This is a genomic window from Nocardioides sp. (genome assembly GCF_036267815.1).
GTDB lineage: Bacteria > Actinomycetota > Actinomycetes > Propionibacteriales > Nocardioidaceae > Nocardioides.
Genome location: NZ_DATAVI010000065.1, coordinates 18,927 through 38,127, shown reverse-complemented (window position 1 = coordinate 38,127; position 19,201 = coordinate 18,927). Strand labels below are relative to the sequence as shown.

Sequence of the window (19,201 nt, the reverse complement as noted above, 5' to 3'; positions counted from 1 at the left end):
AGGCACGATTAAGTTACTGACGAGTAGTACCGGTGGCCGGAGGCCGCCGAGCCGCAGCCGACATCCAGCCGACGTGAACAGGTAGGTCATGGGTCACTACAAGAGCAACCTTCGCGACATCGAGTTCAACCTCTTCGAGGTGCTCGGGCGCGACGACGTCCTGGGGACCGGCCCCTTCTCCGAGGTCGACGGCCAGACGGCACGCGAGATCCTGGCCGAGGTCGACCGGATGGCTCGCGAGGAGCTCGCGGTGTCGTTCGAGGAGGCCGACCGCAACCCTCCGGTCTTCGACCCCGAGACCCACACCGCGCCCGTGCCGGCGGCGTTCAAGAAGAGCTACCGGGCGTGGATGGATGCGGAGTACTGGCGCCTGGGCACCCACGCCGAGCTCGGTGGCACGCCCGGACCGTCGTCGCTGGAGTGGGCTCTCGGCGAGATGGTGCTCGGCGCCAACCCCGCCGTGTGGATGTACGGCGCGGGCCCGATGTTCGCGGGCGTCCTGAACCGCAACGGCAACGAGCGCGACAAGAGGATCGCGAGGCTGATCGTCGACAAGGGCTGGGTCACCACGATGGTGCTCACCGAGCCGGACGCCGGCTCCGACGTCGGCGCCGGTCGGACCGTCGCCACGCCGAACGACGACGGCACCTGGAACGTCGCCGGAGTCAAGCGCTTCATCACCTCGGCCGAGAGCGACCTGAGCGACAACGTCATCCACATGGTGCTCGCCCGCCCGCAGGGCGTCGAGGGCGCCGGCGGCCCGGGCACCAAGGGCCTGAGCCTGTTCATCGTGCCGAAGCTCCACTTCGACGTCGAGACCGGTGAGCTGACCGGCGAGCGCAACGGCGTCTACGTCACCGGCGTCGAGCACAAGATGGGGATCAAGGTCTCCAACACCTGCGAGCTGACCTTCGGCGACTCCGGAGTCGGCGGTGGCGAGCCGGCCCGGGGCTGGCTGCTGGGCGAGGTGCACCACGGCATCGCGCAGATGTTCCAGGTGATCGAGAACGCGCGGATGATGGTCGGCACCAAGGCCATCGCCACCCTCTCCACCGGGTACCTCAACGCTCTGGAGTTCGCCAAGGAGCGCGTGCAGGGCGCCGACCTGACGCAGGCCGGGGACAAGGCCGCTCCCCGCGTGAGGATCACCCACCATCCCGACGTACGCCGCTCGCTGATGACGCAGAAGGCGTGCGTGGAGGCGATGCGGGCGCTCGTGCTCTACACCGCGTCGTGGCAGGACCAGGTCGCGCTCGCCGAGCATCGCGGCGAGAAGGACGAGCTCGCGATGGCCGTGAACGACCTGCTGCTGCCGATCGTCAAGGGCTACGGCTCCGAGCGGTCGTGGGTGCTGCTGGGCACCGAGGCGCTCCAGACCTTCGGCGGCTCCGGCTTCCTCACCGACTACCCGATCGAGCAGTACGTCCGCGACGCGAAGATCGACACCCTCTACGAGGGCACGACCGCGATCCAGGGCCAGGACCTGTTCTTCCGCAAGATCGTGAAGGACCAGGGCCGCGCGCTGGGCCACCTCGCCGCCGAGATCCAGGCCTTCCTCGACACCGAAGGCGGAAACGGCCGGCTCAAGGTCGAGCGCGGGCTGCTCGCGCAGGGGCTCGAGGACGCCCAGGCCATCGTCGGGCACATGATCGACGACCTCATGAGCGCCGACCCGTCGGCCGAGGGCGGCGACGTCCGCAACATCTACAAGGTCGGCCTGAACACCAGCCGGCTCCTCATGGTGCTCGGCGACCTGGTCTGCTCCTGGCTGATGCTCCGCGGCGCGCAGGTCGCCCTCGACAACCTGGCCGGCGAGGTCTCGGACCGCGACCACGCGTTCTACGAGGGCAAGGTCGCGGCCGCGCAGTTCTTCGCCCAGACCACGCTGCCGCGCCTGGCCGCGGAGCGTCGCATCGCCGAGGCCACCGACCTGTCCCTCATGGATCTGCCCGAGTCTGCCTTCTGACCCGACCGCCCCCTCCTTGCCTGCTGTGCTGCTGGGTGTTCGTCGGAACCCCCGCTGAAGCGGGGGATTTGGCACTTCTTGGGGGATGCAGCGGCCAAGAAGTGACAAGAGAGGCCAGGAAGTCCGGCAGCACTCTGGGTGTTGCTCCTGGCCGGTCAGCGCTAGGCGGGTGGAGCGAAGACCGCTGGAGAGCTGGGGGTGCCGAGACCGGTCGGACCGTCATAGCCGGGTACGCCGGTGCACAGGTAACTACGTCGGCAGAAGCCGTTCGACCCCGACGTGACGTCGTTGAAGTCCTGCTGGGGGCGATCGGCGTACAACAGGGACGGCCGGAGGCCACCGCCTCCGGCGAGCGCGATCATCCCCGCCACGAGGGGAGCCGAGGCGCTCGTGCCGTCAACGGTGAGCCATCCTCGGTCCGGCTTCGGCACAGACGTGTCGTAGATGGCCAGGTCCTCGGCGACGGCGGAGATGTCGGCGATCATGCGGCCCGAGCACCTGGTGTCGGCCTGGCCCTTCGGCTTCGCGAAGTACGCCGAGCAGCCGGATGCGGAGTACGCCCAGGCGGTCTCGGCCCACGCATCCCGCCGACTGGGGTCCGACCGCTCGAGCACCGTGCCGCCCACGGCCACGACCTTGGGCGAGCTCGCGGGGAAGTTCGGTGGTCCGTAGCCGTCGTCGCCGGTCGACGCGACCGCGGTCACGCCGGGATGGTCGTAGAGGCCCGCCATCTTGCGGACCCCGTGGGTCTCCAGGATGCCGAAGGAGTGGCTTGTCACCGTGGCTCCCGCGTTCACGGCTGTCCTCTCCGCCCTGTCGAGAGCGAGGCCGGCGTTGTTCGCCTCGACCAGGATGATGTGGCAGGACCGACATGCAGCAGAGACCATCTGGAGGTCGAGGGCGGTCTCCACCCCCCAGGCCGCGTCCGGCTTGGGGTAGTCGCTCTGGTCGCCCCTCTGGTTCAGCTTCTGGAAGCAGCCGTTGCTCGTCGTGCACGCCGGAAGGCCGTAGTGAGCACGGTAGGCGTTCATGTCGGCCTCGGCATGCGGGTAGCCGTAGGCGTCGATCACGGCGATCGTTCCCGGAGTGCCGGCCGGGCTACCGATGCGATAGGCGTCGGCGAGATCCCCGGCACCCCAGCCGTCCGGCCGCGCGGCGCCCCGGGAGACCCCGGGTGGGCGAGCCGCGAGCTGTACGAAGCAGGCGTGACGGTGTCGGGTCGGCTTGCCGCACAGGTTGCCGACCCGGAGCGTGCGTGGAGTCGACCCGGACGCCGAGCCGCTACCGGTGGCGCGGCCAACCCGCGCGGGCAGCAGGTAGGCGTGGGTGACGCTCTCGGAGACCGACCTGCCGGCCGCGTCGCGGGCCTGGACCTCGAGGTCGACGTACTTCTGAGACGCTGTCGACGTCGGGTTGCGGACGTGGACCTGGAAGGTGTTCTTGTCGAGACGGCTGAGCCTGGCGCGATGCCAGCTCTTGCCGTCGGTGGACCACCGCACCTTCGCGTGGCTCACCCTGGCCGCGGCCGGGCCGATGTTGTCGAAGGTGATCGGGAAGGCCACCGGGCCGGCCGGGCCCACCCCGCTGAGGTTCGCCGGCGGCACGTACGACGCGCGCAGGACAGGCACCGGACCGTGTCCGGTCTTCGGCACGCGGAAGCGGAAGACGTCGTGGACACGGCTCGAGAGCGTGTAGTCCTTGCCTGGCGATGTCGTGCTCGTCACCAGCCGCAACCGCTCACCGGGCTCCACGTGCGCCACCTCCGGACGGATCGCGGCAATGCCGGCGACGAGTCGCCGATGACCCGAGAACACGGCGAACCGGCCCGAGGTGATGTCGCCCCCCAGGCTGGTGCCGGCGCTGGAGATGAGCGGCGAGAATCCCGTCAGGGCACCGTGGACCACACAGACGGGGCAGATCCTCGGACCGAACATCTTGGGGTCGTGCACAGTCCGATCGGTGAACGGCGCCAACGGTCCGCGGAAGAGCGGCAGGACGGCGTGCTGGCCGCGGCGGAACTTCCTGATGGCCTCCATGTCGACCTGGTTCCGCCCGGCCGTGAACGCGCTGGAGACGAACCAGCCGAGGTTCTTGCCGCCGAGCAGGCGGGCATGCAGGATGCCGGGGCGGGCGGTCGTCACCTGCGTGGGCGCGACGGCGTTGTCACGGCGGTCGAGGGCGTACATCGAGGTCGTCTGCCGCTGCCGCTTGGTCCCGGTCGCGTGGCTCGCGATCGTGACGTCGGCGTATCGCCTCGGCTGGTAGGGGAAAACGAGGTGCGGCGGGATGCCGTGACGCAGGAACTTCGACATGACGACCCTGCTCACCGGACGGTGGCTCTTCGGCCCGAACCCGCGGGGGGTCCAGGTCGTCGAAACCTCCGTGGTCAGCCGCCCCGCGGCATGGGTCAACGGGGTCAGCCGGGGTGCGGCGCCGCTCAGTCCGACGCTGTAGGACGCGCTGTGGTGCTTGGAGTCGAAGCCGAGCACCTCGAGGTCGGCGAACGACCGGACGAAGCCCGGCGGCGCACCGACCTTCGGCCGCACCGTGGCATGGGCCACCGCGAGATGGATGTGCGCGTCGCCGTCGGACACCCTGGCCTGCCCGACGAGCGCGTAGTGGAAGCGGGCGTCGTTGACGAAGGCGAGGTAGTGACCCTGGGGGACCCGGACCTTCCACTGGCCGTCGATCACGGCCCCGAAGTAGGCGAACAGCCTGGCGTCGTGGGTGTTGAGGAGGAACACACTCCCAAAGGGCAGGGGCGTGCCGTGCGCGCCCTTGACCCGGATGGTCAGCCGATGCAGCTGGTATCCGGCGGTGGCTGGTGACTGGCTCCGGGCAGGCGCGACCCGCGCCACGCCCCGCAGTGAGCTGATCAGGCTCGCGGGGAGCGGACGGCGAGCGTCGTACGACGCCACCGCGGTGGTCCGGCCGTTCGGCAGGGTGCGCGCACCGTGGGTGGCGAGCGTGAGGCCCGGGAGGCTGCGCGGACTCACGTTCCTGGCGAACGTGAGCCGCAGGGAGACCTGCGGGGTGCGGGCCAGCGCCGTGACGTCGAACACTGCGGGATCCAGCCGCTCACGAACACCGGTGGCCAGTGCCGGGATCACCCAGATGTGACCTGGGGTCCGGATCGTCTGGACCGGTTCTCCGTAGTGGGGTGAGCCCGGGGTCAGCGAGGTCACCACCCGGCCCGACGGGCCGTGGCCGATCCGCACGCGGTCACCGGTGATCAGCGTGACGACCCTCGACGAGGTGGCCGACCTGCTGGCCGACCTGCTGGTCGACCTGCTGGCCGACCTGCTGGCCGATTGGGCCGACCCGGTGGCGCTCGGTCGCGTGGCCTCCGACTTCAACGCCGGGACCAGCGGGGCCGTACCGGCGTGGGCTGTCGGCACGGCAAGCGCCGCGAGGCACATCGCGAAGGCGGCGACGATGGCCAACCCGGACCAGGATCGAAACACGGCGGAACCAGGACGCATGACACCCTCTCAAGAACGACCCGTCGCAACGCGTAGTGGATCACGCGACAGACGCCCGCGTCCCTCGTCACACCCCCAGAGTTCTTGGTGCTGCGTCCCCGACGAGTCAACGCTGACCCGCGGGGGACGGAGCCGGTGGGGTCCGTCAGGCGGGTGGGGCGAATACCGCGGGGGAGCTGGGGCTGCCCAGGCCGGTCGGGCCGTCGTATCCCGGAACGCCGGTGCAGATGTAGCTGTGCTCGCAGAATCCGTTGGACCCGCCGACCACGTCGTTGAACGACGCGGCGTTGCCGGCGTACTCCGCGTAGAGGTCCTCCGGACCGACACCGGCGCCGTCGACCGAGGCGATCATGCCCGCGACGAGCGGGGCCGAGGCACTGGTGCCGTTGACCTTGAGCCAGCCGCGGTACGGCTTCGGCAGCGAGGTGTCGTAGACCGCGATCCCACGGGCGACTGCCGAGACGTCGGCGATCGAGCGGTTGTGGCAGGCCGTGCCCGGCTGCCCGGCCGGCTTGTCGAAGTACGCCGAGCAGCCCGAGCTCGCCCCGGACCACGCCTGCTCGGTCCATCCGCGAGGGTCGGTGCTCGAACGAGCCAGCCTGGTGCCGCCGACGGCCACGACGTCCGGCGAGCTGGCCGGGAAGCTGGCCGGGCCGTAGCCGGCGTCTCCGGTCGAGGCCACGGCCGTGACACCGTCATGCTCGTAGTGGGCCGCATCGGCCTCGGCACCGGTCAGCTCGATCCGCCCGAAGGAGTGGCTGGTCACCGTCGCCCCGGCGTTCACCGCCGTCTGCTCGGAGGCGAAGAACGACCGGTCCGAGGGGTCGTCGGCCTCCACCAGGACGATGTGACAGGTCGGGCACGCGGTGGAGGCCATCTGAAGATCCAGCGCCGTCTCGACGCCCCAGTCGTAGTCCTGCTGGGGGTAGTTGCCGGCGGAGCCGCTCTGGTTGAGCTTCTCGAAGCATCCGCTGGCCTTGGTGCAGGCGGGCAGCCCGTACTGAGCGCGGTAGGCGTTCATGTCCTGCTCGGCGTGCGGGTAGCCGAAGGCGTCGATCACCGCGATGGTGTCCGGTGTGCCGTCGTCGGCACCGATGCCGTAGGCGTCGCGCAGCGCCGTCGCTCCCCAGCCGGCCGGGTCGGTGGTCGCGCGACCGGTCGCCCTGGTCTGCCGCCCGAGCCTCACGAAGCAGGAGTAGCGGTGCTTCTCGGAGGTGCGACAGAGCCTGCCCGGGTGGAACCGATCGCGCTTGCGCTGGGGAGTCGAGGCCAGCGTGCGCCTCGTCGAGCCGTGCGGTAGCGCGTAGGCATGCCGCACCGTCTCGGCGATCGACCTGCCGGCGGCGTCGCGGGCCGACACCCGGAGGCTGAGGTACGGGTGAGCCTTGCTCGCGGAGGGGTCCTGGTAGGAGACGCGGAACGTGTTCCTGCTGGTGCGCCTCAGGGTCGCGGCATGCCAGTGCTTGCCGTCCACCGACCACGTCACCGACGCCTTGGCGACCCGCGCGTCGATCGGCCCGAGATTGTCGAAGGTGACCGGGTAGGCCACCCTGCCCACCTTGCCGACGCCGTTGATGCTCTCCGGCGGGACGTACGACGCGCGCAGGATCGGCACGATCGCCCGACGCCGGGAGGGGACCGGGAGCTTCCACGCGTCGTCGACCCTGCTGGACAGGGCGTACTCCTTGTCCGGTGGCCTCGTGCTCGCCACGAGCCGGAGATGCTGACCCGGCCTCACGCCCTTCACGGCGGGTTGGAGGAAGGTGGTGCCCTTGCTGAGCACGCGACCGCCGTGGCTGACCTTGAACCTGCCGTGGTCGCTGATCCCGAACTGGTCGGTGCCGGCGCTGGAGACCATGGCCAGGGAGCCGAGCAGGGTGCCGTCGATGACGCAGAGCTCACACGCCGAGGTGACCCGCCTGGACTCTCCGCCCCGGTCGGCCACCGGCGTGACCGGCCCGCGGAAGAACGGCACCGTCGGGTGCTGGCCGCGGTGGTAGACGGCGAGCTGGTCGAGCTCGCCGAAGGTCCGGGGGTCTGGGCTCAGCGCGGTCGAGGTGTCCCAGACGAGGTCCTTGCTCGCCAGCAGCGACGCGTGGACGATGCCGGGCCGAACGGTGGCGAACGACAGGCCGAAGACGCCCCGGTCGACCGGGCTGAACGCGAGCCAGCTGTCCACCGACGCCTGCTTGGCGCCCGTGGAGTAGTGCTTGACCGTGACGTTGGCGTAGGCCCTCTTGTGGTAGGCGAAGGTCAGGTTGTGCGGGATCCCCGTGCGCACCTGCTTGGCCGCGACGATTCGCTTGACGGCGTGGGTCTTGGGCTGCCCGTGGGGGAACGTGACCGGGTGGTAGCTCTTCGGAGTCCAGATGTCGGAGACCTCGGTGAACAGCGTGCCTGCGGCCAGGTCGGTGACCGGGCTGACTCTCGGGAACATGCCGGAGAACCCGAACCCGAAGCTGCCGGCGCCGGGCTGGTCGGAGCCGCCGATCGTGAACTCCGGGTCGACCGCCCTGAAGCCCGGCGGCGCCTGCATCCGCGGCTTCACCGAGGCGTCGGCCATGGACAAGGAGGTCTCCGTGTCGGCGTCTGCGACGCTGACCTCGCGCACGACGACGCGGTCGAAGGTGCTGACCACGACGAAGTAGTTGCCCGTCGGCACCGAGACCTTCCACTGCCCGTCGACGATCCCACCCAGGGTGTCGAAGAGCCGGTAGTCGTCGGCGTTCAGCAGGTACACGTCGTCCTCGGGGAGCGGCTTGCCACCCGGCGTCGTCGCGTCGATGGTCAAGGTGTGCAGCTCGTAGTCCGACGTGGGCGGCACGACGGGGTCGGCGAGCGAGATCCGGCGCACGCCGTGCAGGGACGCGGCGAACGACGCGGGGAGCGCCCGCCGTGCGTCGTACGACGCCAGGGCGGTGGTCCGGCCACCGGCGGCGCGGCGGGTCGTGCCGGCCCGGAGCCCGAGCCCGGGCAGACCGCGTGGCGCCATCCCCTTGGCGAACGTCACCCGCAGCGCGACGCGGCCCGAGCGGGCGAGCGCCGCCACGTCGAAGACCGAGGTGTCGAACCGGCGGCGCACCGAGGGCCTCAGCTTCGGCACGACCCAGGTGTGGGTGGGAGTGGTCACGAACTCGACGGGCTTGCCGTAGTGGGGCGACCCGGGCACCAGGGAGGCGATCGTCCGGCCGGACGCGTCGTGGCGGATCGACACCCGGTCGCCGGTCACCAGTGTCACCACCTGTGGCCGGGTCGCCCGCGCTGCCGCCGAACCCGTGGTGTCCAGCCCGGAGCCCAACCCGGCCGAGGCCGGCCGCGCAGGCGCGTCGTGTCGCACGGAGGCCTGCGCCGGGACCGACGCCACCGCTGCCGCGGCTGCTGCTGCCGTGGTCAGCGCCACGGCCACCCGGCGTGCCGACGTGGTGAAGCTGGGTCTCATGAGCTGCCTTTCCCCAAGAAGTGAGCCCGTCGCAGGCACACCCTAGTGGGGCGCGCGGACAACCCCCTGGATCGTTCACGCCGCCAGGGCCAACGGTTTGCCACGCACAGGCGTCACTAGTCTCACGGGATGCTCGCGGCCCTCGTCGCCGGTCTGCTGACCGGACTGTCCTTGATCGTGGCCATCGGCGCGCAGAACGCGTTCGTGCTTCGGCAGGGCCTGCTCCGGCAGTACGTCGGGCCGGTGGTCGCCGTCTGCGCCGCCTCCGACCTGGTGCTGATCACGGGTGGGGTGGCGGGCATCGGCGCGATCGTGCAGCACGCTCCGACGGCTCTCACCGTCGTCCGCTGGCTCGGCGTCGCCTTCCTCGCGGCGTACGGCGTGCGGTCACTGTGGCGGGCCCGGCGGGCCGAGGCCCTCTCCGCGTCGTCGCAGACCGAGCCGCGGCTGCGTGGAGCGCTCGGGCAGGCGGTGGCCCTGACCTGGCTCAACCCGCACGTCTATCTCGACACCGTGCTCCTGCTCGGCTCGATCGCGGCCCACCACGGACCGACCGGCAAGTGGTGGTTCGCCGCGGGGGCGGCCGCCGGCAGCATCGTGTGGTTCACCGGGCTGGGGTACGGCGCGCGGCTGGCCGCCCCGCTGCTCGCCCGCCCGCGCGCCTGGCAGGTGCTCGACGTACTGATCGGGCTCACGATGCTGACGATCGCCTCCCAGCTCGCTCGAGGCTGACGGGCCGAGCCGGCGTGCTACCGGGCTGTCGGGAGCTTGCTGCGGTCGCGACGGCCGGCGGACGGACCACTGGGACGACGGCTCTGACCGCGGTACGGCGGCCGCGGACCGCGGCGTACCGCAGGGCGGGACTGCGGCCGCCCGCGGTCCTCGGAGTGGACGGGTCCGGGGTGTCCGGACTCCGCGAGTGCCTCGGCGGTCATCGGGCGCGGGGCGGTGCGCAGGTCGTGGTGGAGCACCTCGACCCCGGCGCTCTGCTGGAGCCGGACGACCTGGTGGACGGCGCGGGCGGTGGTCAGGGTGACGACGCAGCCGTCCTGTCCGGCGCGCGCCGTACGGCCGCTGCGGTGCAGGTAGGACTTGGCGTCGCCGGCGGCGTCGAAGTGCACGACCAGGCCGACGTCGTCGACGTGGATGCCGCGGGCGGCCACGTCGGTGGCCACGACCACGCGGGCCCCGCCGTTGGTGAAGCGCTCGAGGTTCCGCTCGCGCACGCGCTGGGAGAGGCTCCCCTGGAGGTCGACGGCCGGCACTCCGGCTCCGGTGAGGGCCTCCGCGATCTGGGTCGCGCCCTCGCGGGTGCGGGTGAAGACGATCGTGCGCCCGTTGGCCTCGACGAGGCGGGTCAGCGCCTCGACCTTGTCGCGGAAGCCGCCGACGGTCAGCGTGTGGTGGGCCATGGTGGTCACCGACCCGGAGCTCGGGTCGAGCTCGTGCACCCGCGGCTCGCGCAGGTGGGTGCGCACCAGCAGGTCGACGTCGCCGTCCAGCGTGGCGCTCAGCAGGAGGCGCTGGCTGCCCGTCGGGGTGAGCCCGACCAGCTTGTCGACGGCGGGGTAGAAGCCGAGGTCGCAGAGGTGGTCGGCCTCGTCGAGGACGGTGATCTCGATGTCGTCGAAGAACAGGTAGCCGTTCTCGAACAGGTCCTCCAGCCGACCGGGGGTGGCGACCACCAGATCGGCGCGCTGACGCAGCTGCCGGGTCTGCTTCTCGTACGGCGTGCCGCCGTAGACCGTGGTCAGCTTCAGGCCGAGGGTCGCGGCCAGCGGCTGCACGGCCCGCGCGACCTGGTTCGCCAGCTCGCGGGTCGGCACGATGATGAGCGCCCGCGGGTGGCACGGGCGGGACCGCCGACCGGCCAGGCGGGTCAGGATCGGCAGGCCGAAGGCCAGCGTCTTGCCGGAGCCGGTCCGGGCTCGGCCGAGGACGTCGTGGCCGGCCAGTGCGTCGGGGACGACGGCGTCCTGCACGGCGGTCGGCGTGACGATGCCCTGGTCGGACAGGGCGTTGACGAGCTCGCTGGGCAGCTCGGAGAAGGCGGACATGCGAAGGCTTCCTTGCGATCGGGTTGGCGCCCGATCACTGGCCTTGCGGGTGATTCCCGCGCCACACCGGGCATGAGAGAAGCGGCTCGCCTTCGGCGGGCCGCTGACTCGATGATCGTACCGATCCCGCGCGCCTGTGCCCAATCGCCGACAGGCCTGGTGCTCGGACAGCGCCTCCGCTCCCCGGCCCGTCGCCGTACCCTCACCACCGTGTCGAGGCTGGTGAGGATCTACGTCGCGAGGGCCGCCCGGCTGCCGATGCAGGAGCGCACGTCGGTGGAGGTCGAGACGGGCAAGGGCATCGTCGGCGACCGCTACCACGGCACCGGCTTCCGCCAGGTCACGGTGCAGAGCGCGGCGGCGCTGGCCCACGCCGCCTCGGAGTACGGCGCGCCGGTCCCGGTCGGACTCACCCGGCGGAACCTGACGATCGACGAGGGCGAGGTCCCGACTGCTCCGGGTCGCCTGATCCGCGTCGGGCCGGTGCTGCTCGAGGTCGTGTGCATCCGCCAGCCGTGCCAGCGACTCGACGACGCGATCGGCCCCGGGGTCAAGGAGGTGCTGCGCGGGCGCGCCGGCTCCCTGTGTCGCGTGCTGGAGGGAGGCACGGTCCAGGTCGGCGACCCCGTCGACCTGGACGCGGCCGGGGCCTGAGAGTCCGGGGGTCAGGTCCCGGCGACCGCGTTCAGCCCGGCGTACGCCTCGCGTGCCAGCTCCGCGCTCGACATCCCCAGGGTCGAGCGGAGCACGTGCTCGGTGGCCACGTCCGGGTCGAAGGACGGGTTCCCCGTCCCCTCGGCGGTGTAGGCCTTCATCAGCGCCAGTACCGCGTGGCTGCCGCGGTGCTGCTCGATCCAGGTCACCAGCGCCATCCCCTGGACGTAGTTGAGCTCGACGTGCTGGAGGTAGAAGTTCGCCGAGATCGGGAGCAGGTCTGGCAGGCTGCGCGCCGAGGTGTACCCGCGCCACCGCGCCTGTGCGGCCAGGCCGCCTGCGGTGTGCCAGCCGACATACTCCGCGGTGCCCTCGGCGAGCCAGGCCGGGAGGTAGGGCAGGTAGCTCTGCGTCGCCAGGTGCGTCAGCTCGTGGGTGAGGACGACGGGGTCCCGTGCCACCCGCTCGACGTACTCGGGATTGAGCACGAGCCGCCAGCCCGAGAGCAGCCCGTCGGCGGTGGGCAGGCGATAGGTCACCGCCAACGCGTCGGGGCCGGAGAACTTCGCGAACCCGCGGGAGTGGGTGGTGGCCAGCACGACGGTCGGCCGGGTGTTCTGCGACCCGAGCAGAAGGCCCGCGGCGGTGTTCGCCTCATGGCACAGCGCCACGAGATGCCGAGCGAGTGCGCCCTGCCCGCGGTCGACGATCGCGAGGTAGTCGGCGTCGCCGTAGGCCCGGATCGGCGCGCCCTCCCACGGGACGGGCAGCGTCTTGGCGTTGAACTGGCTCGCGGCGTCGGTGACGCTGGCGAGCTTCCAGGTGCCGTCCTGCTTGACGAAGGTGAAGCCGTCGTCGACCTGGATCGGGGCGGTGTCGAAGCCCTTCAGCTCGTAGGTCGTCGTCACCTGTGCCAGGAACGACGGCGTGTGCAGGGGCGCGTCGGGCTCGACCAGGCCGTCGTAGGTGTAGCTGAGCATCTGGAAGTGCAGCTGGCGGGTGTTCTGCCAGACCGTGCGCTGCTCCTTGGCGAAGGCTGACCGGTCGCCGTCCACGACACCGAGGAACGCCGCGCGGTCGCCGTCGAGGATCGCGTGGGCACGGGTTCGCAGCGCCGTCTGCACCGTGGTCAGGTCGGCGCGGCTGGGCTTCTCCAAGGTGCCGTTGGAGGAGTAGCCGGGCTCGTCCAAGGCCACCCGGCCCGTGTAGGCCGCCGGCGGTGGCGGCTTCACCAGGGAGTTCGCGAGGAAGCCACCGACCAGCAGGACCACGATGCCCGCGGTCCACAGGCCGCTGACCACCCAGCGTCGCATGTCGGCCTCCTTGCCCGGTCCCGAGAGGACTCGACGCGTCCGCAGAGTCGGCCGATCGTACGTCGGTGGACCGGCCCGCCGAGGCGGTTTGCCGACTTGGGCGACCTCGCTCCTGGGACATTGGGCAGGTGGCTGCGCCCAGGCGGCTCCTGGGGCCGGCGGGGGTGTCGGTCCTGCTGCTCGGCTGCCGCGTGCCCTCGGTGGGCGGCAGGAGCTGCTCGCTGGTGGGGTCGGTCAGCGGTGTCCAGGTCTGCTACCGGTCCGCCCGCCCGCACCCAGAGCCGAGGCTCGACGTGCGCGCCTGCCTGGCGGGCTCCTGCCGGACGGGTCTGAGCCTGCGGCATCGCCTGCGCCTGTTCACGGTGGGGATCGGCCGGCTCACGACGCGTCGCCGGTGGTCGTGAGGGTCACGATCCCCACGCGCGCAGGCCGCGTCCTCCTCGACGGCCAGACCGGGGTCACGCCCCAAGCACCGGCCCGACGGCCCAGGGTGCCCGCCCACGACGTACGCCGGGAACGTCGTCGCCTCCGGCCGTCACAGGCTCACCGCGACGTAGGCTCGTCGGCGTGACCTGGACAGTCTCGGAGATCCCGGCCCAGACGGGGCGCACGGTTCTGGTCACCGGCGTGAGCCTCGGCGGCATCGGACATCACACGGCTCTGGAGCTCGCGCGTGCCGGCGCCCGCGTGGTCCTGGCGGGTCGCAACCCGGACCGGCTCGCCGAGGCCGAGGACGCCGTACGCGAGCAGGTGGCCTCCGCTGATCTGGCTCGGCTCGTCGTCGACCTCGCCTCACTGGGCTCGGTACGCCGCGCCGCCGAGGAGCTCGCCGAGCCGCTGGACATCCTGGTCAACAACGCCGGGGTGATGGCTCCGCCGTACTCCGCCACCGAGGACGGCTTCGAGAGCCAGCTGGCGACCAACCATCTCGGCCCCTTCCTGCTCACCGGTCTGCTGCTGCCACGGGTCCGGGCGGGAGGGCGGGTGGTCACCGTGTCCAGCCAGATGCACCGGCTCGCCAGGAGTGCCCCCCTCGGCGACCCACGGGAGCAGCCGCGGCGCTACCGGCGCTGGCCTGCCTACTCCCGCACGAAGCTGGCCAACCTGCTGTTCACGTTCGAGCTCGACCGCAGACTCGTGGCCGCCGGCATCGAGGTGACCGCGCTCGCCGCACACCCGGGCTACGCCGGCACGCACCTGGTCGCCAACGGACGCTTCGGCAGGCCCCGCGGCGGCGTCGCCTCGATCCTGGATGCGGTCAACCGCCGGGTCGCGCAGTCCCCCGCGGCCGGTGCGTGGCCGACCCTGATGGCCGCCACCGCCGACCTCCCCGGCTCGACGTACTGCGGCCCCTCGGGGCCGGGCCAGGCCTACGGTCCACCCGCCGTCGTGGGGTGCACGCCGTTGGCGCGCGACCCCGAGACCGCGCGACGCCTGTGGGAGCTCAGCGAGGCAGCGACCGGCATCCGCTACCCCTAGGGAAGCGCTGATCAATCCCGCCTGCTGCGCGCCGCGATGCGCGCACGCCGGCTGCGTTGCAGCCGCTCGAGGTGCGCCCAGCATGCCGGTGCGACCTCGGTCCCCCGTGGATCGGTCAGCCCTGGTCGGCGACCCACATGCCGAGCAGGCCGCGGAAGTGGGCGACGAACCTCTCCTGCTCGTGGACGGGATAGGTCGCGCGCACGGTCTCGACCAGGAGCCGGTCGAAGTCAGCGCCGCTGACCCACTCGCGCACGAGTCCGTCGAGATGGCCGAGGTGCTCGGCGCACCACGCGTGGTAGCGCTCGGTCTCGAAGTGCTCGTCGGCCAGAGCCAGGTAGGCGTCGAGCTTCTCGTCGTAGGTCCGGTCGGAGTCGGCGACCTCGAAGTACCGCGTCATCTCGAGGTCGACGTTCGGCCTGCGACCGGTGACCAGGCAGTACGCCGACCACTTCACCAGGGCCGAGATCGCCCACGGGAAGTAGTAGTGCAGGCTGGTGAGGGCGACGTCCGGACACGCGTTGGCGTAGTCGATCGGGTAGACCTCGTCGCCCTGGACCAGCATCTCCGCGGAGTTGAACTCCCAGTGGAAGAAGGCGTTCACGATCCGCGAGACCGCCACCGCCTGCTTGCCGGCCGACTCGCCGAGGAAGCCGTGGCTGACGTGGTACCGCTGGTGCATCGGCTCCTCGGGCCGGAAGTCCATCACCATCGTCTCGGGGCCGATCGACAGGGCCCTGGCGAAGTGCTCGTACTCGACGGTCGCCTGAAGGTGCATCAGCATCTCGCCGGAGTCGTCGTACGCCGTGTGCAGGTCCTGCGGGTCGTCGACGCGGCTCACGCCACGCCAGCCCCCGCCGTCGAACGGCTTCATGTAGAGCGGGTAGCCCAGCTCGGCCGCGAGGACGTCGAGGTCGAAGGGCTTGTTGTACGTCGCCGCGGTGTAGGCCCACCGGACGTTGTCGAGGGGGTTCTTGTACGGCACCAGGATCGTCGGCGGGACCTTCAGCCCGAGCCGGATCATCGCGCAGTACGCCGAGTGCTTCTCCATCGACTGGAAGGTGAAGGGACTGTTGAGCAGGTAGGTGCCGTTGACCAGCGCCGCCTTCTTCAACCATTCGCGAGGATGGAAGTACCAGTGGGCGAGGCGGTCGATGACCAGGTCGGTGCGCACCGGGTCGGTCAGGTCGAACGGCTCGATCGTGAGTCGCTCGCTGGCCATCCGGTGCTGCGTGCCGCCGGCGTCAAGCGGCCCTACGAACCGCAGGATCTGCTCGAAGGCCTGCGGCCAGTCCTCCTCCGCGCCGAGCAGGAGTCCGATCAGGTGGTCCTTCTGCGCGGGCATGCTGCGACCCTAGTTCCCGGTCGCCGGCACGGAAACCGTGTCGTTTGGCTGCCGCACGGCATGGTCGCCCTCAGCAGAACCGTGGGAGGTGATGGGCGAGCTGGCGGCGCCACCATGGCCAGTCGTGGGAGACGTCGTGGCCCCACAGGTCGAGCTCGTGGGAGATCCCCTTCTCGCCGAGGAGATGAGCCATGTGGCGGGCGCTGGGGAGCGAGCCGGTGGGGTGGGTCTCCCACGCGCCCTGGCCCACGGTCAGCACGACGTGCAGTCGCGACCGCAGCCAGTCGAGGTGGTCGCCGTGCAGGTTGGGGACGTAGTCGGTGGGGTTCGTGAAGTACGCCGCGTCGCCGCGCTCGCCCCATCCGTGCCACGTCGCCGGGTCGTAGTTGCCCGACTGGCAGATCGCGACCGGGAACAGGTCGGCGCGCTGCATGGCCATCTGGAGGGCGTGGTAGGCGCCCATCGAGCAGCCGGTCGCGATCGCGTCTCCCGCGCCGGCGCTGTCCGCTCCGACGTGCGCCGCGACCTGCTCGGTGACCCACGCCTGGTAGGCCTGCTGCCGTCGCGCGCGCTCCTCGATCGGCAGGCCACGGTCGGACCAGCTGGCGTGGTCGAAGCTGTCGATGCAGTAGAGCTTGACCCGCCCCGCGTCGATCAGGTCGGCGACCGCCCCGACCATGCCGTTGCTCTCGTAGTCCCAGGCTCGCCCGGCCTCGCTCGGGAACACGACGACCGGCCGGCCGTAGTGGCCGTAGCGGATCACGGTGCCGGCGCGGTCGAGGCCGGGGGCCTCGAGCTCGACCTGGTGACGCTCCATGCTCAGAGCCTCCCGTAGCGCACGCCGGCATGCGCGTGCGCCGCCTCGAAGAAGGCCATGAGGAGCGGGTGCACGGGATCGCCGGACGAGGCTCCGATGTGCGGCTGGAAGAGGGAGAGCACGAAGAACGGGTGGCCCGGCAGCTCGAGGACCTCGACCGGGGCGTCGTCCGCGATGGCTCCGACCACCATGCCATCGGCCACGAGACGCTCCAAAGCTGCCGGCGCCGGACCGTAGCCACAGAAGTGCATCCCGACGAAGGGCTCGTCGACGAGGGTCGCGAACCGCGAGCCGGGCACCGGTGTCACGACCCGCTCCTGGCCCTGGAGGCTGCACGCGAGCGGGACCACGACGTTGGAGCCGCCGACGCCGTCCGCCTCCGCGTGGGACGCGTCGCCCTGCCCCAGCACGTGCCGGGCGTACTCGACGACGGCGTACTGAAGCCCGCCGCACACAGCGAGGAACGGGACGTCGCCAGCGCCCAGCCGCGCTCGGACGGCGTTGAGCTCCCGGTGGCTGGTGTGTGGGTGGACTCCTCGCCGACGAGCGCGCTCCGCGTGGTCACCGGACGAACCTAACCTTGCCCTCTCACCGGTGCCCGGTGACCTCGCGTCGCGACAGGCCGCTGAGACGGCGCCGAGCGGCGCGGGTCGAGCCGATCACGCCCAGACCCGGAGCAGCAGCGCGGTCAGATGCGGATCGAGGGTGTCGCGCCAGCAGGTCCACGTGTGGCCGTCGCGGACCTCGCCCCAGCCGGTCTCGATCCCGATCGCGGCGAGATGGTCGCGGATGGCGAGGTTGTTGGCGTGGTTCTCCTCGGCGGTGCCGCAGACCAGCGTCGTCGGCGGCGCATCCGGCGGGGCCTGCTCGGCCGCCCTGACCGAGGCCACGAAGCCGGTGACCTCGCGCCAGTGCTCGAAGCCGGACTCCTGCGGGTCGAGCGAGGCGGTGAAGAACGACCCCGACTGGAGGAAGGCACCCGAGAAGAGGTGCGGACTCGTCCACACCGCGTGCAGGGCGGCCAGAGCGCCGAGGCTCTGCCCCATCAGCACGGGCGGGTGCGACAGCGGCACCGCGTCGGCGAGCGCCGGGACCAGCCGGGTCGCGAAGGCCCGCGCATAGCGCGGGTTGGCGGCGTACCGCTGGTTGCGCCGCGGTCCCGGACTGACCAGGGCGACCCGGACCGGCGGGAGCGTGCGCGTCGCGATCATGGCTCCGACGTACGCCGTGAGCCCGCCGTAGCGGTCCATCTCCGGGCCGTCGTGGCTGACCAGCAGGGGGAGCGGCCGGTCCGCCGGAGCATCGGCGGGCGTCCAGAGCTCGGTGTCGATGCGGCCGGCGCCCGTGCGGGACAAGGTCAGCGTGGCTCGCCGGCCCGGACTCGGCTCGATGTCGAGCCAGGCGGGCTCGCGGTAGCCCGGCAGGGCGATCCACGAGTGGTCGCCGAACGGACCTCCCGCCACGCGTGGGTTCGACGGGTCTGGGCGGAGCGTGCCGTCGATGTCGAGGAGGTACTCCAGGCGGTCCACGGGGAGGTCGGTCAGCCGCACCTGCCAGCCGCCCTCGACCCTGCTCATCGAGACGTCGCCCAGGCGCAGGTGGGCCCAGACGCCGACGTGGGTCGCGGCGTGGCCGGGGTCGTCGTAGCGCACGACGACGTCGTTCCCGTCGACCTCGGTCACCAGCACCGGACGAACCTAGTCGAACCCTGGACATATCGAGAGTCATTGTTATCGTTTGTCGATATGAAGAAGCCCTCGGTCGAGAACACCTTGGCTCCCTTGGAGCTCGTCCTCAGTGTCGCTGGTGCCCTGACGGCCCTGGCGCTCGTCGCCGCCGTCCCACTCCTGATCTTCGGCAGTGGGTCCTTCCTCGGCATCGGGGCGGACGACGCCTGCGTCGACGCGCCGCAGAGCGCGGTCGGCTGGGTCTCCGGCGCAGGCGGCCGCAACGAGGCCCATGTCGTCGCGGCGCACCACGACATCTCCACGACCGCCGCGCAGATCCGGCTCTGTGACTTCGCCCCGTCAACGAGCCAGCACGTGTGGTCGGTGGTCGCGACGGCTCCGGACTTCCTCTACGCCCTCGGCTTCCTGGTCCTCGCCTGGCGCCTGACCCGGACCGCTCGACGCCGAGGGCTCTTCTCGCCGCACCTGGCCCTGGGGGTCGGCCGGCTGGGTCTGTACGTGCTGCTGGGCGCGTTCGCCACCAGCCTGATCCGGATGTGGGGCAGCTCGAGGCTCCTGGCCACGATGGTCGACCACACCGGCTTCAACGCCGTTCTCAGCTTCTTCCACCTCTCCTGGGCGATCCTGTTCGCCGGCTTCGGGCTGCTGACCGTCGGCCGCGTGATGGCGGTGTCGGTGCGCATGCAGCGCGAGATCGACGCGACCGTATGAGGCGGCGTACCCACGAGTCCCCGCCCGACGACGAGGAGCTCCACGCCGTCGAGGTCCATCTCGACAAGCTCCTCGCCGACCGCGGGATGACCCTGACCGAGCTGGCCGAACGCGCCGGCGTCACGGTCGTGAACCTGTCGGTGCTCAAGAACGGCCGGGCCCGCGCCGTTCGCTTCTCGACCCTCACCGCCGTCTGCCGGGTGCTCCAGTGCCAGCCGGGTGACCTGCTGTCGGTGCGCGACGGCTGACT

The 19,201-nt window shown here is 71.3% G+C and carries 15 protein-coding genes; 7 read left to right on the top strand and 8 right to left on the bottom strand.

The genetic code is table 11. The annotated features are described in order from the left end of the window. Window positions 1-88 precede the first annotated feature (88 nt). Window positions 89-1,966, top strand: coding sequence for an acyl-CoA dehydrogenase (locus VHW64_RS14795; RefSeq protein ID WP_329651337.1), 1,878 nt, complete (start codon window positions 89-91; stop codon window positions 1,964-1,966). 161 nt (window positions 1,967-2,127) lie between these two features. On the opposite strand, the gene VHW64_RS14790 is transcribed toward VHW64_RS14795, so the two are convergent. Together VHW64_RS14790 and VHW64_RS14785 are read right to left on the bottom strand one after the other, a co-directional pair. Further along, a complete protein-coding gene (locus VHW64_RS14790; protein WP_329651336.1) occupies window positions 2,128-5,409 on the bottom strand; it encodes a S53 family peptidase in 3,282 nt (1,093 codons plus the stop codon). Between the two features lie 184 nt (window positions 5,410-5,593). Continuing rightward, the gene (locus VHW64_RS14785; RefSeq protein ID WP_329651335.1) at window positions 5,594-8,887 is read right to left on the bottom strand and encodes a S53 family peptidase; all 3,294 of its coding nucleotides are present in this window, start codon (window positions 8,885-8,887) and stop codon (window positions 5,594-5,596) included. A 129-nt stretch (window positions 8,888-9,016) separates the two neighbouring features. Between VHW64_RS14785 and VHW64_RS14780 the strand changes: the two genes are divergently transcribed. Continuing rightward, window positions 9,017-9,619: a LysE/ArgO family amino acid transporter gene (locus VHW64_RS14780; RefSeq protein WP_329651334.1), complete on the top strand. Its 603-nt coding sequence runs from the start codon at window positions 9,017-9,019 to the stop codon at window positions 9,617-9,619. Between the two features lie 17 nt (window positions 9,620-9,636). On the opposite strand, the gene VHW64_RS14775 is transcribed toward VHW64_RS14780, so the two are convergent. Continuing rightward, complete coding sequence (locus VHW64_RS14775; RefSeq protein ID WP_329651333.1) at window positions 9,637-10,944, bottom strand: DEAD/DEAH box helicase; 1,308 nt, start codon at window positions 10,942-10,944, stop codon at window positions 9,637-9,639. A gap of 210 nt (window positions 10,945-11,154) precedes the next feature. Here VHW64_RS14775 and VHW64_RS14770 point away from each other — a divergent pair, with 210 nt between their 5' ends. Next, a complete protein-coding gene (locus VHW64_RS14770) occupies window positions 11,155-11,598 on the top strand; it encodes an MOSC domain-containing protein (RefSeq protein ID WP_329651332.1) in 444 nt (147 codons plus the stop codon). An 11-nt stretch (window positions 11,599-11,609) separates the two neighbouring features. Here the strand turns inward: VHW64_RS14770 and VHW64_RS14765 are convergent, their stop codons facing one another. Then, window positions 11,610-12,911, bottom strand: a complete 1,302-nt coding sequence (locus tag VHW64_RS14765) for a hypothetical protein (RefSeq protein ID WP_329651331.1) — start codon at window positions 12,909-12,911, stop codon at window positions 11,610-11,612. A gap of 128 nt (window positions 12,912-13,039) precedes the next feature. Here VHW64_RS14765 and VHW64_RS14760 point away from each other — a divergent pair, with 128 nt between their 5' ends. Beyond that, window positions 13,040-13,315, top strand: a complete 276-nt coding sequence (locus tag VHW64_RS14760) for a hypothetical protein (RefSeq protein WP_329651330.1) — start codon at window positions 13,040-13,042, stop codon at window positions 13,313-13,315. 163 nt (window positions 13,316-13,478) lie between these two features. Then, window positions 13,479-14,390, top strand: a complete 912-nt coding sequence (locus VHW64_RS14755) for an oxidoreductase (RefSeq protein ID WP_329651329.1) — start codon at window positions 13,479-13,481, stop codon at window positions 14,388-14,390. A gap of 115 nt (window positions 14,391-14,505) precedes the next feature. Here VHW64_RS14755 and VHW64_RS14750 read toward each other — a convergent pair whose 3' ends face one another. From VHW64_RS14750 to VHW64_RS14735, 4 genes are all read right to left on the bottom strand, one after another. Further along, window positions 14,506-15,735 carry a hypothetical protein gene (locus tag VHW64_RS14750; protein WP_329651328.1) on the bottom strand — a complete coding sequence of 410 codons (1,230 nt, stop codon included), beginning with the start codon at window positions 15,733-15,735 and terminating at the stop codon, window positions 14,506-14,508. 70 nt (window positions 15,736-15,805) lie between these two features. Further along, entirely contained in the window at window positions 15,806-16,552 is a 747-nt protein-coding gene (locus tag VHW64_RS14745) for an esterase family protein (protein ID WP_329651327.1), read from the bottom strand. Between the two features lie 2 nt (window positions 16,553-16,554). Beyond that, window positions 16,555-17,007 carry a hypothetical protein gene (locus VHW64_RS14740; RefSeq protein ID WP_329651326.1) on the bottom strand — a complete coding sequence of 151 codons (453 nt, stop codon included), beginning with the start codon at window positions 17,005-17,007 and terminating at the stop codon, window positions 16,555-16,557. 204 nt (window positions 17,008-17,211) lie between these two features. Beyond that, a complete protein-coding gene (locus VHW64_RS14735; protein ID WP_329651325.1) occupies window positions 17,212-18,240 on the bottom strand; it encodes an alpha/beta hydrolase in 1,029 nt (342 codons plus the stop codon). A gap of 57 nt (window positions 18,241-18,297) precedes the next feature. Between VHW64_RS14735 and VHW64_RS14730 the strand changes: the two genes are divergently transcribed. Together VHW64_RS14730 and VHW64_RS14725 are read left to right on the top strand one after the other, a co-directional pair. Further along, window positions 18,298-18,951 (top strand): hypothetical protein, encoded by a 654-nt coding sequence (locus tag VHW64_RS14730; protein WP_329651324.1) that lies wholly within the window; start codon window positions 18,298-18,300, stop codon window positions 18,949-18,951. Further along, a complete protein-coding gene (locus VHW64_RS14725; protein WP_329651323.1) occupies window positions 18,948-19,199 on the top strand; it encodes a helix-turn-helix transcriptional regulator in 252 nt (83 codons plus the stop codon). The genes VHW64_RS14730 and VHW64_RS14725 overlap by 4 nt, the downstream gene beginning before the upstream one ends. Window positions 19,200-19,201 lie beyond the last annotated feature (2 nt).

Excerpts from the sequence above, each read along its gene's own strand:
- VHW64_RS14795 (WP_329651337.1), top strand. The coding sequence starts at position 89 with ATGGGTCACTACAAGAGCAACCTTCGCGACATCGAGTTCAACCTCTTC.
- VHW64_RS14785 (WP_329651335.1), bottom strand. The coding sequence starts at position 8,887 with ATGAGACCCAGCTTCACCACGTCGGCACGCCGGGTGGCCGTGGCGCTG.
- VHW64_RS14780 (WP_329651334.1), top strand. The coding sequence starts at position 9,017 with ATGCTCGCGGCCCTCGTCGCCGGTCTGCTGACCGGACTGTCCTTGATC.
- VHW64_RS14775 (WP_329651333.1), bottom strand. The coding sequence starts at position 10,944 with ATGTCCGCCTTCTCCGAGCTGCCCAGCGAGCTCGTCAACGCCCTGTCC.
- VHW64_RS14765 (WP_329651331.1), bottom strand. The coding sequence starts at position 12,911 with ATGCGACGCTGGGTGGTCAGCGGCCTGTGGACCGCGGGCATCGTGGTC.
- VHW64_RS14750 (WP_329651328.1), bottom strand. The coding sequence starts at position 15,735 with ATGCCCGCGCAGAAGGACCACCTGATCGGACTCCTGCTCGGCGCGGAG.
- VHW64_RS14745 (WP_329651327.1), bottom strand. The coding sequence starts at position 16,552 with ATGGAGCGTCACCAGGTCGAGCTCGAGGCCCCCGGCCTCGACCGCGCC.
- VHW64_RS14730 (WP_329651324.1), top strand. The coding sequence starts at position 18,298 with ATGAAGAAGCCCTCGGTCGAGAACACCTTGGCTCCCTTGGAGCTCGTC.
- VHW64_RS14725 (WP_329651323.1), top strand. The coding sequence starts at position 18,948 with ATGAGGCGGCGTACCCACGAGTCCCCGCCCGACGACGAGGAGCTCCAC.